Source organism: Granulicella sp. dw_53 (assembly GCF_018449545.1).
Classification (GTDB): Bacteria; Acidobacteriota; Terriglobia; order Terriglobales; family Acidobacteriaceae; genus Edaphobacter.
This window is the reverse complement of record NZ_JAAVUR010000017.1, coordinates 108,432-122,394: the sequence shown is the minus strand read 5'-3', so window position 1 is coordinate 122,394 and position 13,963 is coordinate 108,432. Positions and strand designations below refer to the sequence as shown.

Below are 13,963 nucleotides of genomic sequence, written 5' to 3'. Positions count from 1 at the left end.
GGGTGGGAAGTAAACCATCCCCCAGGCCCTCTAAGCGAAGCCTCAGCAGTCTAATCGAGTGAGCTGTAGTCGAAGGCCCCCATTGCTTTGCCGTTTCTGTTGCCGCCGCTATCGCCGTTGCTTGCCTTTGCCGTCCCGGATTAAGCGTAGGGCTTTAGCCCTACGAAAAAAGCCCACCACAAAAGGGGCTTTAGCCCCGGGCTCTCCACAGCCCAGCGAAAAACGCCCGGGAAGCTCCCTACCTCCAAACCGACACAAGGAACAACAAAAGGGACAGTCATCCACACCCAACAGAAGCCACGCCGAAGGCCCATTATTTTTTTAATTCCCCCCAAAACCCCAGCAAAATCACATGTCAAGCCCCAAAACTCATTAACCCAGGAAGAATCAAAGACATAAAACTGGCACTTTAGTTACACCCACCTAAATAAAATAGAACTAGAAACCAAAAACCGCCCAGGGCGGCAGCAATAAAGACTCTTTCAAATTCAAGCGGCCCGAAGGTCCACCCCTAACCAAAGCAGAAAGAATACTTTGCCCAAAATAGGAGGGGAGGGCGCCTACCATCCATCCGCCCCAGCAGTACCCCGTGGACCAACCGTACTCAAGTCAATGGGACGAAAACCCATCTGCAACGCAGGCGACTCCGGCCACAACCGAAGGTCAAACCTCTTGGCATCCACAAACAAAGGATCGGCAATCCGAGACCCCTGATCCTGACCTGAAGCCATCCAAGCGGCAAAAGACTGATCCCCAAAGCGAACCTCCCTGCCCCGCGCAGCATAGTAGAGATTCCCCCGCGTCACAAAGCCTCCGCCCGTCCAATCGCCGCCCAACACATCGCCCTCGTCGAAGGCAACGATATTGCCCTCGAGCGTGAAAGACACATGCTGCTCCGGCCGCGTACGCATCCACTCGTGTTCACGATTGAACGCGAAGATATTGTTCCGCAGAACATTCTCGCGCCCATAGTGCTGATGAAAACCAGCGCTCTTGCAGTTGTAGACAACATTATCTTCAGCCAGAATCTCGCTCGATCCCTCGTCCAGGTAGATTCCCCATCCGCCATACGTAAACGCCGACACATCGTGGATCAAATTATTGCGAATGATCGTCCCCGGCTGCACCCCGAGCGTATAGATCCCTCCCATATCGCTCAACATGTTCTTCCCAATCGCGTGCAGATCGTTGAACGCAATCAAATTCCCCTTCGACTGATTCCGCCCATATCCCCAGGTCCACCCCACCGAGATCGCGGTGTAATAAAGGTCATGCACATGATTATGGACGATCTGATTCCGCCCACTCTGCAAGACCCAGATGCCCACGCCCGCCGCATACACCAGGCCAAGATCGTGGATCTGATTGTCGGCAATCACATTGTCAGAGTTCTGTTCCGCGCGATTCCAACTCAGATCCGGCGTCCCGACCTTGACCCCTCCCGCTCCCAGGTCATAGAACTCATTCGCCACCACCTGATTCTGTTTCGAGCCCTTCCCAAGTTCGAGCCCATATCCACCAGAGTGAGCAACCGTACATCGCTCAACCCGAAAGTTGACCACTCCAACCGCCTCAATCGCCGACACCGCAGGCATACCAGCCTGCAAGTCGAAGTAGCCTTGCGGCCCCACACTCCAATCCGCATGCTCAAACGTCAGCCCCCGAAAGACAACGTTCCGCACGAACTCGCCAGTCTCCGGCCTGCCCTGCAACACGACCAGCCGCTCCAGCCCCGCTGCGATCGCCTGCACCTGCTCCATCCTCTCGCCACGAAGCGGAATGTAAGAAACCCGCTGCGTAGACCGGTCGAGATACCACTCACCCGGAGCATCGAGTGCATCAGGCGCATTCTCAATAAAATAGCGCGCATTCTCTTCATTAGCAGAGCTCTGCATAGGACCAAACGAGGCCAAACGCTCTCGTGCATCAACCGCCGTAATCGGAGCGCGGAAATCGCTCCACGCCATAAAGCCTACGACCTCAACATCAGCCTGCGAGGCCCATTCCTGCTTGATGTCCTCTCCCTGAAAGTGCAACTGCAGCGGCTTGCCGGGAGAACCACCTCCCTTGAAGCGAAGGAACGCATCGTTAGGCGTCCGTGCACGAACAGCGCGCCTGCCATCAATAAAGAGCTGATGGAAGTAAGACCCCGGAGCATCCGCCACCCAAGCCGCACCAGAGCTCTTCCTCCAGCCGGAGACGATTCGCCCGCCGCTGATGATCGGATGCTCCCCATGCGCCGCCTCCCAGATGGTGTCGCTATCCTCCGGACCAAGCGTCAGCGTCTCCGGAAGAAAGTACGTTCCCGCACGGATCGTAATGGTGATTGGCCCCGTGCCACCAGAACGACGCAACGTACGCGCCGCATCCCGAGCCTCCACCAGCGTCTTGATCGGCCCAGCAGGAGAGACAGTAATAACCTGAGCAGGCAAAGCAACAGCAACAAAAAACAAAGCCATCACCAGATGCATGAGTCTTACAGGAATCGCCTTGGAAATAAACAAAAGGCAGTCACCTCCACATTCACCCTCCAAAGAGAATCTCCGGCCAGATAACTCAATCAGCCACAGACACTCATCCATTGGACGCGAACAAAACCGCATCGCACTTAAGCATGGCGAAGGTCCACCCTCTCAGCCAGCCTTTCTGAAGGTCAGGTTGTAGCGATAACCGCCAAAGACCGGATGAACGCCCTCCTTGAGAGGATTAACCCCATGGTAGCGAAGGCGCGCCACTCCACCCCAAACGATGACATCTCCATGAACCAGCGGAACTCGCACCGTCTTGTCGGACCTCTCCAGCCCACCGAACAGAAACGTCGCTGGCAGACCGAGAGACACCGACACGATCGGCTGATCGAAGTCGCGTTCGTTCTTATCCTGATGCAGCGATAGCTTGGCGCCCGGCTCGTAGCGATTGATGAGGCAAGCATCAGGGACGAACGACGCAAAGCCCGCCTCCTCCGCTGCATCCGCCGCCAGCTTCAGGAACACTCCAGGCATAGCCGGCCAACGCAGTCCACTTTCGGGATCAACCCCGTCATAGCGATATCCCGTCCGATCCGTAATCCACCCGAGAGCCCCACAATTCGTCATCCCAACCGACATACGAAACCCACCTGGAGTCACCATGTGGCGAAAGGGTGCGCGTTCGACAACAGCGTTGAAAGCGGCAATCAGATCGCCTTCCACGCCCAATGCAAATCCATTAAGTATCGCGGTTCCAGGGCCGAGAAGCTCCTTAGAAAGCCTCGGCTCTGGAATGTTCTCGAAAAGCGATGCGGTCATATCAGCTCCTAGCTCGCGTCGTGGAAGATGATGCCCAAGGTATTCCGCTGCCCCGAACGCAACCGGCTGACGCCATGTCGCAGGTTCACGCGATACATTCCTCGCGTTCCTTGCACCGGACGATGATGAACTGCAAACGCCACGGCATCTCCTCTGCGCAGAGGCACAACCTCAGGCCTAGACTGCATGCGCGGACGTTGCTCTGTAAGTACGAACTCCCCACCCTCGAAGTCTCGTCCCGGCTCGGAGAGAAGAAAGGCAACCTGAATCGGAAACACATGCTCTCCATAAAGATCTTGATGGAGACAGTTATAGTCGCCAGGGCCGTATTGAAGAAGCAGCGGCGTTGGACGCGACTGCCCAGCATCATGGCAACGTTGAATGAACGCGGCATGCTCGTCTGGATACCTAACCTCGATGCCCATACTCTGGTTCCACGAATTCGCAACCGGAACCAGCTCCCGATAGAGCGCTGTCCGCAAGCCCTGAATAATCTCAGGCAGCGGATAACTAAAATACTTGTACTCTCCACGTCCGAATCCGTGACGCGCCATCACGACACGGCTGCGAAATCCCGTCTCCTTCGGATACAGGCTCGCCAACGATCGGCACTCATCGGAAGATAAAACCCCTTTGAGCACGGCGCTTCCCTGCTCGTTGAGATCTTGCACAATTCGCTGCCAATTCAACTGCGCAACCTGGGAGACGGCACTCCCTTCCACCGTCTTGCCCACTTCGACCATGGAAACCTCTTCCTTCAAGAATAAGCTGCTCATGCGCGCGCCTCGATCTCCAGAAGCGCGCGCTTCCGCTCCACTCCCCAGCGATAACCCGAAAGTGTCCCGTCGTTCCTGATGACTCGGTGGCAAGGAATCGCCACCGCCAACGCATTCGCTCCACAAGCCTGCGCAACGGCACGAGCCGCCTTCGGCATGCCGATCTTCTGCGCAATGGCCGCATACGTCGCAGTTGAGCCCAGCGGAATCTCCTGCAAAGCCTTCCACACACGCTGCTGGAATGCAGTGCCACGGATATCCAACGGCAGATCGAGGCCAACGCTGGGCCTCTCAATCAAGCCGACAATCCTCGCGACCAATCTCTCATATCCGGATTGGTTGCCAATCAGGTTCGCATTCGGAAAGTGGTCCTCAAGATCGCGCATCAGAAGCGCCGGATCATCACCGATTAGGATGGAGCAGACACCCTTATCGCTCTGCGCGACGAGAATCGAGCCCAGTGAGCACTCCCCAATCGCGAAGAAAATCTTTGCATCTGCCCCGTCTACACGGAACTTGATTGGATCGCGATTAACGATGGTTTGCTTATTTGGATTGTTCCTGATTGCGCTTGTAAGTTCGAGATTCGCTGCCTTATTCATAGTGTTCCTCCCTCTACTGGAGTAACTCTAGCTAAGCGCGCCCGCAGGAACACTCCGACTTTTGCTTTCAAACTCGTTAGCCCACTGCGTTCTTCAGAGAGCTGCAGGAGTAGTATCGACGCAGACTTGCTCACAGACGATCACGCTGAATATGCTTACAGCAAGCTGTCGATTGCAAAGAAGGGAAGATGAAAATGATTTGTAGGGCATGGCGAGCCGAAGCCACCAATGAATTGGCAGATTCATATCAAAATATCGCACTGACGAAGGTGATTCCATCTATCGAAGCGCGGAAGATTCATGGGTTTCTACACATCGACGTGTTGCGTCGACCCTTATCTCAGGACAAGGTCGAATTCATGACTTTAATGTGGTTTGACTCAGCAGAGTCGATCAAGGCCTTCGTCGGTGAGGACAGCGAAGCAAGTTACTTGCCCACTGACATAACGGAGCTCCTGGCTCGTTATGACTTACGAGCCGCTCATTTCGAGGTAGTCGCACAAAGACCCCAAAAGGCATCGGCAACTTAGACAAGAAACACGATTCTTTCGCACGAACTGATATGGCCTGGTCTGATTGCTCAGACCAGGCCATATCAATCACTACGGAGATCGCTATATAAGTTCATAGACTTGATTCGATTACTAGAACCAAGTCTATGAACTTTGTTGTAACTACCAGCCTATGCCGAAGGCCATGTGCTCCGGTTTTGTCGTGGTGATTGTGGTGCTCTGGTTGTTGTTGTCGTCGTAAGAGTAACCGTACGCAAGCCCCCCAATAGAGTGCTTGTGCCAGAACTGCGAGTAGAAGTTGGCTGGCGTTGCGTTGTAGTAAGCCGCAACGTTAGTCCAGTCGGCGAGGGTGGGAAGCACACCCCGGTTAGTCGCAGAGCAGATCTGGTTTTCCAACTGCAGTTGCACGCCGTTTTCATCCTGGAGCTGCGGAGTGCTGCCATCCACACCTCTAGCCATGGTGCCAGCGCATCCGAGTACATCCTGGGTAGAAGGCCGCGACACGACGAAGACTTCACCCGCGTGAGCCGAACTGGGATTGACCTCCGTAAACGTCAATGTCTGTCCGGATGCGGTCCCCGTGAACTGGCGGCCGCTGAGGGTTATCGTGAACGGCGTGGTGCTGTAAGATGCCCACGCATTCGCAAGAACATTATCGAAGTAGTTCGCATTCGCTCCGCCTGCAGCCATGGAGAGCTTGCCTGGCGAGAGAATACGAAGGTTGGACATCGTCGGTGGTTGGAACTGCGCCGGCACCTCACTGGCGAACTCACTATCGAGTTGGGCGACAGACTCGGTGATACCCACCTGCTGGTGGAAGGTACCTCCCGCCCCCCAGACGTCGAGCGTCAGAGGTAGACCGAACTCATCGACCTGTGTGGTGTTGATGAAGATGCCGTTGTCGTTGTTGAACTCATACCAGTCGAAGTGAATGTTGAGGTTGGGATCGGTGCCGTTCTGTGGGTTTGGACCCGCCCAGCCCGTTACCTTCCCCGTACTGTCAGCATTCACCTGAATGTATAGCGGTTCGCCGAACGAGATATAGGCACGGGCCGAGTTGAACGTAGGAATCTTCAACAGCTTGCTCTGTGCCAGTGTGAAGGAGTAATTGCCATAGCCCTTGCCGTTCTTGGTGAGATGACCGGCGGCGGAGCTATCGTTGATAGTGAAGTCAACGATCGTCCCGTCTGGAGTCAGATAGGCAAAGTTCTTGTTGGCAGGATCTATTCCGATGACCGTGACATAGACCTGGTTATCCGGACACACTCCCTTGGTGTTGTTGTTCAGATCGACTCCAATGAAGCCTGGATATATCTGGTAGCCCGAGCCGGAGTTGTTGACCGTAAGAGTCGCGGGGGTTGAATTGACGGTCGCGTTCGCATTGCCAACAGTGACGCTGTACTGATTGCCGTTGTCAGTCGCGACGAGAACCGGAGTGGTATAGCTGGCCGAAGTGGCTCCCGTAATAGGAGTCTTGCCCTTCAGCCACTGGTAGGTGAAAGGACCTGTGCCGCCTGCAACCACCGCGAAGGTCGCAGTGCCTCCGACATTCGCAGTCTGGTTTGCAGGTTCTGTCGTGATGGTTGGCCCACTCCCACTACTCCCTGTCCCGTAGACCTGGAACTCATAGATCGAGTATCCGTAGGCCGACGAGCGAGTGATTCCCAGCATACGAATGTAGCGTCCGCTGGCAGGAGTGAAGGTAATATTTTCCACTCCACCTTTGCCGGCGGGTTGGGTGTAGACGGTCGTCCAGGTCTGTTGGTCATTCGAGACCTGGATCTGGTAGGCCTTGCCGTAGGAGTTCTGCCATTGGATCACAACCTGGCTGATCGTCTTCGGTCCACCAAGGTCGACCTGCAACCAGGAGGCATCTACGAAGGCCGAGGACCAGCGTGTGGTTGTATTTCCATCGACCGCATTGAGCGCCCCAAGGCCGGCATTCTCGTTACCACTTGAAGTTGCCGGCTGATTCAGTGCAAGGTTGGTGCCCGTAGGCGCACTGGAGTTGACCGTCAACGTCGCATTGGCTGAGTTTGTAGTGCCGTTCTTATTCGTAACGGCGAGGATGAAGGAGCTGCCGCTGTCTGCTGATGTAACTGGAGGCGTGGTGTAGCTGGTCGTGGTGGCGTTCGGTATAGCGACACCATTTCGCTTCCACTGATATTGGAAGGAGCCATCTCCAGTAGCCACGGCATTGAACGTCGCAGTGCTGCCGCTATTCACCGCCTGACTGACTGGTTGTGTGACGATCGCCGGGACATTCGCGCCGTAGACCTGGAACTCGAAGAGCGAGTAGCCATACGCCGTAGCCCTGGTGATGCCCAACAGACGGATATAGCGATGGACAACGCTAGCGAAGGGAAGGGTCTCCACTCCTCCCTTGCCTGCGGTCTGCGAGGCAACCGTCGTCCAGGTCTGTTCATCATCAGAGACCTGGATCTGGTAGGACTTGCCGTACGCAGCTTGCCAGTAGATCACCACCTTGTTCATGATCATCGGAGAGCCGAGATCCACCTCGAGCCACTGGTTGTCTGTAAAGGCGGACGACCAACGCGAGGTAAGATCCCCGTCCACGGCATTGAACGGACCAACGCCGTCGTTCTCGTTGCCACTGGAGGTTACTGGCTTGCCCAACGCCAGGTTTGCGATACCGACCGTGGGATCAGGAGCAGGTTGCGTAACCGTCAGCAAAGCATTCGAAGAAGTCACCGAAGCCGAACTGTTGGCGAAGCTCACCATGACGCTGAACAAGCTGCCGCTATCCGCCACCGAGAGCACCGGCGTCGTATAGGTGGCACTCGTCGCGCCGGAGATATTAAATCCATTGCGAAGCCACTGGTAAGCGAACGGCCCAGTGCCACTAGCCACGACCGTGAACTGCGCGGTGGCGCCGGCAAGTACGCTCTGGTCGACAGGTTGAGTTACGATCGTCGGCGCAACCGGCCCGTACACCTCAAACTCCCAGAACGAATAACCGTACTGTGTCGAGCGTGTTTGACCCTGCATGCGCACATAACGTGCATTCACAGTCGGGAAGGTGAGGTTATCGACACCTCCCAGTCCATTAGTTTGCGTGGACGTCGTGGCCCACGCCTTTCCATCGTTGGAGGTCTGGATCAGGTAAGTACGTCCGTACGAGCTCTGCCACCGGATGAGGATCTGTCCGATGGATTGAACCGAGCCGAGATCCACCTGGAACCACTCGTCGTTCTCGAAGGCCGAGGACCAGCGTGTGTTGAGATCTCCATCCACACCACTCTTCGGCGGGAAGGAGAGGCTCTCGTCCAAGCTGGACGTCGCCGTCTTGCCAAGCGCCAGGTTAGGACCAGCCGGAGCCGGGCCGCTGCCATTGCCGGTACAAGCTGTGGCATTGCCGCAGGCAGGAGGAGGAGGATTCGTACCTCCGCCGCCCGTACCACCGCCACCGCCCGTGCCTCCACCTCCAGTGGGATTATTGGTCACGGTAAGGACAACAGGTCCGCCGGTGATATTACCGCTGGGATTCGAGATCAATACGCTGAAAGACGTACCGTCGTCGGTAGAAACAGTCGGCGGCGTAATGTAGGTATCTGCCGTCGCACCGTCGATTGGGGCTGTGCCCTTGAACCACTGATAGCTTGGCGCAGGCTTGCCGGTAGCAACCACACTGAATGTCGCTGCTTGTCCAACGTTCACCGTCGCGGGCTGTGGCGGCGTTTGGATGACAGGAGCCTGAGCCTCGGATGCGCCCGAAACGCACAGCGTCGCGCCGGGGAAGTTATTCGTTACGTTCCAGGACGTCGTGCCATCGAAGTTCACGATCGCAGTCTCGTTCGGATCGTTCGGATCGATGGTTGACGTCCATGTGCTCCAGGCTCCCGGGAAGGCACAGGTTGCATTGTTGTTTCCACTGATGCCAAGCGCCTCGACCTCAGTAGGAATTCGCATATTGAGGCTCTGGCAATATTTCACGGCATCCACCCCAGTGAACTGCGAACCTGGGGTCGTGTCAGTCGCGATGGTGTGAGTCCAGGCCAGGCCAAGCAGATTGTCAGCTACCAGCGTCGGATTGGACGGATCGAAGCTAAAGCGCTCCCCCGCACCGCCGCATTGCGGAATGTTGTAGACCTGGAACTCATAGATCGAATACCCATACTGAGTGCTACGCAGTGTGCCGAGCATCCGGACATAGCGGCCTTGAACGGTGTCAAAGTTGAGGGTCTCCGTACCGCCCGCGCCATTGTTCTTGGCGATCGCCAGCTTCCAGGTTGGGTTAGTCGCAGGATCATCGTTCGTGTACTGAATTTGATACTGCGCGGCAGATGCATTCTCCCAATTGATGACTACCGTATTGAAGGACTGCACCGAACCCAGATCCACCTGCAGCCACGAAGGATCGACACCTGCGACTGCGGGCGTAGGTGGCGCACCCGCCGTCTTCGATCCCCAACGAGTACCGCTGACGTTGCCATCAACAGCATTCTCCGGCCCAAGGCAGCCCGTACCCGTGAAAGGCGGGCTCGTAGTTCCATCGTTGCAATTGCTCTGGTTGCTGCTGGAAGTCGCGACCTTATCCAGAGCCAGATTCACCCCTGGAGGCGCAAGCGTCAGTTGTGCGGCAGCACTCGTGACGGGAGCTTGTGCAGCATTGTTGACCATCACCGTGTACGCGCCGACATTGGCAGCACTCATGGCCGGAATCGTGTAGGTGATGGTGTTGGAGGTCTGCGTGTTACTCACCAGGACAGTCGTAGAGCCGCCCGCCGGAGTAAATTGCCACTGGTAAGTGTAAGGCGAGGAACCGGCCACCACGGCGGTAAACTGCACGGGCTGGTTGACCGCAACGATCTCTCCCGCAGGCGGAGTGGTGATACTCACCGGCACAGGAGCATTGATAGTGAGCGTTGCCGTTGATGATTGCAGCGGACCAAGCGGATTGCTCACGATCACATAGAAAGTGGCAGTTCCAGAGGCCGTAAGAACCGGCGTGGTGTAGCTCGGCAGAGGGCCGGATGCCACCTGCGCGCCATTCTCAAACCACTGGTAGTTGAGTTGGGGCGAACCAGTTGCAGCCACCGTCAAGGTCGCCGTCTGTCCGACAACAACAGTCTGCGAGACAGGTTGCGCGGTGATGGCCACCTTGGCCGGCGCGTCCACGGTAAGCGTAACGGGCGTTGACGTCACTTCGCCAAATTCGCTCTTGACGGTAACTTTGACACTCTCGCCGCTCTCCGCAAGAGTAGTTGCCGGCGTCGTGAAGGTAGTGCCCGTCGCTCCATTGACTTCGCTTCCAGCCACACTCCATTGGTAGGTGAGCGTTCCCGATCCACTGGCCGCAACAGTAAACGTTGCAGGGAAACCAGCCGTTACCGCCGTGTCCACCGGTGGCACGATGATCGCTGGTGGCTGCGATTGAGGTGGAGCCGGAGGCACCACAGAAGTAAGCTGAACGCTTCCGCCTACAAGCCCCGGCGCCGTTGCAGTCACCGTCACAGTTCCGGGAATGAACGTACTGCGCAGGGCGATCTGGGTCAATCCACCCTCGAAGTTCAGCTCCGGATCCAGTGGTCCGTGGAAGAAGGCAAAGGGCACGCCTTGAATATCGGTGCTGTGTGCCTTGGAGAACGCATCCTCGTAGTAGTTCGTCCAGGAGGGGTCGGCCACCAGTTGCTCACTGCCGCCCACATAGCTGGCCGGGCCACTCACAGAGAAGGTAACGTTGTCCGCCGCAGTAGGCACGAGATTACCCTGCGCGTCCTGCACCTGAGCGATGACAAAAGCCGCGTCGGAGCCATTCGAAGTCCATTGGAAGCTGCTGCCATCCGGCTTCGTCAGCTCCGGAACGACGCTAAGAACGATCTTGTTCTCGGCCCCAGCCGTCGTCTTGCTATCGCTCACACCCGAAACCACATTGCCGTTGGTATCCAGACAAGCCGCAGTTACAGTCCCTGGAGCCCAGTTCACCATCCAGTGAACCTGGCCAGGGATAACCGTGCTGTTCTGGGTCAAATCCGTACTGGAGTTGACGTCCCATGGATTGGGGATCTGGTCCGCAAGCGCCGCTCCCGTAACCGGATCTTTGGCAACGCCATTGATCAACAGGCGAACCCCAGGACAGTTGCTGAAGGCATTCTCCTGAATCGGAGTGCCAGGGGTGTACTCGTAAGCACGATTCCAGTGATGTCCTAAGTGAACCACCGGCTGGACAGCATAGGGCAGCCAGTTCGCCTGATAGATGTAATAGATCAGCCTGGGGAACCGGTTCATATCCGCCAGCGAGTAACCCAGCGAGCGGACAAAGTTCACCATCGCAGGATTATTCTGATACTCCGAGTAGAGACTGACCTCACCCGGCGAATCGTCGGCATACCACTGCGCCATGCCAAAGGTGTTCGCCACTCTTCCCTTGCGCCAATCGTTCAAGTAAGGAGCCGCGAAAGCGAGTTCGTTGTCCCACGCCAACCCGCGTCCTGTTCCTACATTGTCCCAATACTCAGCTCCAAACGCCGGATTATTAGGATTTTGCTGCTTGTTTCCGACCTCGCAGCCAGCTCCATCGCATTCGTCGATGAAGGCAAACTCCGGCTTATACGCACGAGAGGCCTGCTTCCGCGGGTTGATATTATCCCACGAAGTTCCTATATTTGCGAGGTCCGTTGCGAGATTCAGATTGTTCCCGCCGTTATCCTCTTCCCAATAAACAATCGAAGGATGGCTGCGATCGCGGATAATCATGTCGCGATGCAGCTCCTCCTTCAACGTACTATCGTCCACCGAAGGATTGGTGAAGGAGCCCTCTCCGTCCCCACTTGGCTGGATGATCATGACGCCGTAGGCATCTCCCGCCTCGACAAGCTCTTCGCTACTCGTCGAGTGGCCTGGCCGCAGGACATTGCCACCCGCGGCGGCTAACTGAGCGATATCGCGCCACTGCGGTTCATCGGGAACAGCAGATCCCAGCCCCGGACGATCGTAGCGCTGCCCGGCGCCCCATAGATACGTTGCATGACCATTGAAGTAAGGAAAATTAGCATCCCAGGTAATCGTGCGGATCCCAAGCGGGGTCTGTGCCGAGTCCACCACCACGCCATCCACACTGACGATATGGTAGACCTTGTACATATACGGCTTCCCATAGATCGAGCCAGCCGGGTACCACAACGTCGGATTCGGAACTGTAATCTGTTGCTGGAACATCGGCGCCGGTGTTGAAGGAAAGGTGTCCGGCGTCATGGGCGGCACCGATTGAGTAATCGGTGGAGCAGTTACCACTACTTTTCCGCTCGCATCCACAATCTGCGTCGTCAAGGTAACTTGCTGTGCCGTCTTGGTCTCGTTGAGAACGTTGGTCTGCACCTCAACCACCGCCGAGGCCGCGGTCGCGGTCCCTTCAGCAGCGGCAACTTCCGATACTGTTCCGGCGTAAGTGCCCCAGGTCTTCTGGTTGGAGTACACGTTGACCGGGATATGAACCGGATTGGTTACATATAAAAAGACGTTGCGGAACAATCCAGCCATCGCCTGGCCGAAACGAAAGGCCCCGCCGAAGCCAGGCTGCTCGAACCACGAATCCCCTCTGGAGACATCAACCGCAATCACATTGTCCGTGACGCCGTCGGCATGCACATACGGCGTCAGGTCGAGAACCACGGGTACGAAACCCATCACATGGGTCGCCTGCTTATTCGCAGGAACGGCGCTGATGCCGACCAATAAATTGCCGTTGATAAAGACCTGAACGGCCGTGTGCGAACCTTCGAGATTGAGCAGGAACTTCTGCCCCGCATACTTCGAATCCACCTTGAAGTGCAGACGGTACCAGTTATTCTGTCCGTTCAAAGACCCCTGGCCACCACCGGAGGTCTGATTGATGAAGGTGCGCGACATGTTCGCTTCATAAGGAAGCCCGACCTGGTGCCACGCGGGATCGGAGCTCTCCGAGAAACCTTGGCTCGAATACGTGGGCGAGTTCTTCGTATTCTCGAACCACCATTGGCTCTGCGGCGCGTTGGAGTTTGAGGCCGCGTTGGCGACATACTCCGGAACGCCCGCCGCCAGATTGATCGTAAATCGTTGCGAGAGCGGCAGCGACGTCTCCACCTGCTGCGCTCGCACGCCGCTCGTGCAAAGCGCCGCAAACAGCAACAAGAGCATCGCGATACGCGTCTGCATCCTGCCACCCGTCAAGAGTCGTGCGGCTAAATCAATTGGGCCGAATCTTGATCGAAACTTACGAATAGCTTGAGCGAAACAGGAAGACAGCAGCGTGATGAGGAAAGTATCGAGAAAAAGTACCAGCGTTGCTGCCTTCGTGCGAGGGAATTTCATCAATTTCCTTTCAATTGACTCTGCAAAATAGATAAATAGTTCAAGGGGCTACTTCCACACTGATGCGCGAGTCGCCGGATTTATGACAGCATCCAGCGAACGGCATTCGTAGCAATGCGGCGACTACATGGTGAGGAAGAAAATGTAGTTCAGAAAGACTTGTTTGGTGTTCCGATCAATAGACACCGTGAGACACCGTGCTCTGTTGTTTATTCCGATCTTTTTTGCAGATCACATCCGCAAATCTCGGAGTCAGCGTCTGTCATTCAAACATATCTACTGAACGGTGGGTATGAATGTGGAGTCAAAGAGAGTCAAGATATCGAATCTTCCCAAAAAGGAAATCGTGACACTCACGCGCGTACTCGTCGGCCGATGCTGACGGTAGTGGATTATCTTTATCAATTTCTTACGTACTTAGGAACTACTGATGAATCCCACGGGAGAATGAGGTGGCGGGCAGGGAGCGTACTCGA

The 13,963-nt window shown here is 56.1% G+C and carries 6 protein-coding genes; 1 reads left to right on the top strand and 5 read right to left on the bottom strand.

Annotated features, from left to right (window positions below; all coding sequences use genetic code 11):
• Positions 1 to 560: 560 nt before the first annotated feature.
• From HB393_RS21505 to HB393_RS25565, 4 genes are all read right to left on the bottom strand, one after another.
• Positions 561 to 2,504, bottom strand: coding sequence for a right-handed parallel beta-helix repeat-containing protein (locus HB393_RS21505; RefSeq protein ID WP_213807259.1), 1,944 nt, complete (start codon positions 2,502 to 2,504; stop codon positions 561 to 563).
• 129 nt (positions 2,505 to 2,633) lie between these two features.
• Complete coding sequence (gene alkB, locus HB393_RS21500) at positions 2,634 to 3,287, bottom strand: DNA oxidative demethylase AlkB (RefSeq protein WP_213807258.1); 654 nt, start codon at positions 3,285 to 3,287, stop codon at positions 2,634 to 2,636.
• Positions 3,288 to 3,295: 8 nt separating this feature from the next.
• Positions 3,296 to 4,063: a 2OG-Fe(II) oxygenase gene (locus tag HB393_RS21495; RefSeq protein ID WP_213807257.1), complete on the bottom strand. Its 768-nt coding sequence runs from the start codon at positions 4,061 to 4,063 to the stop codon at positions 3,296 to 3,298.
• Positions 4,060 to 4,665, bottom strand: coding sequence for a methylated-DNA--[protein]-cysteine S-methyltransferase (locus tag HB393_RS25565; RefSeq protein ID WP_213807256.1), 606 nt, complete (start codon positions 4,663 to 4,665; stop codon positions 4,060 to 4,062). The genes HB393_RS21495 and HB393_RS25565 overlap by 4 nt, the downstream gene beginning before the upstream one ends.
• A gap of 188 nt (positions 4,666 to 4,853) precedes the next feature.
• Between HB393_RS25565 and HB393_RS21485 the strand changes: the two genes are divergently transcribed.
• Positions 4,854 to 5,195: an antibiotic biosynthesis monooxygenase gene (locus HB393_RS21485; RefSeq protein ID WP_255551468.1), complete on the top strand. Its 342-nt coding sequence runs from the start codon at positions 4,854 to 4,856 to the stop codon at positions 5,193 to 5,195.
• A gap of 144 nt (positions 5,196 to 5,339) precedes the next feature.
• On the opposite strand, the gene HB393_RS21480 is transcribed toward HB393_RS21485, so the two are convergent.
• Positions 5,340 to 13,331, bottom strand: a complete 7,992-nt coding sequence (locus HB393_RS21480) for a beta-1,3-glucanase family protein (protein WP_213807255.1) — start codon at positions 13,329 to 13,331, stop codon at positions 5,340 to 5,342.
• Between the last annotated feature and the right edge of the window lie 632 nt (positions 13,332 to 13,963).

Excerpts from the sequence above, each read along its gene's own strand:
- alkB (WP_213807258.1), bottom strand. The coding sequence starts at position 3,287 with ATGACCGCATCGCTTTTCGAGAACATTCCAGAGCCGAGGCTTTCTAAG.
- HB393_RS21495 (WP_213807257.1), bottom strand. The coding sequence starts at position 4,063 with ATGAGCAGCTTATTCTTGAAGGAAGAGGTTTCCATGGTCGAAGTGGGC.
- HB393_RS25565 (WP_213807256.1), bottom strand. The coding sequence starts at position 4,665 with ATGAATAAGGCAGCGAATCTCGAACTTACAAGCGCAATCAGGAACAAT.
- HB393_RS21485 (WP_255551468.1), top strand. The coding sequence starts at position 4,854 with ATGAAAATGATTTGTAGGGCATGGCGAGCCGAAGCCACCAATGAATTG.
- HB393_RS21480 (WP_213807255.1), bottom strand. The coding sequence starts at position 13,331 with ATGCAGACGCGTATCGCGATGCTCTTGTTGCTGTTTGCGGCGCTTTGC.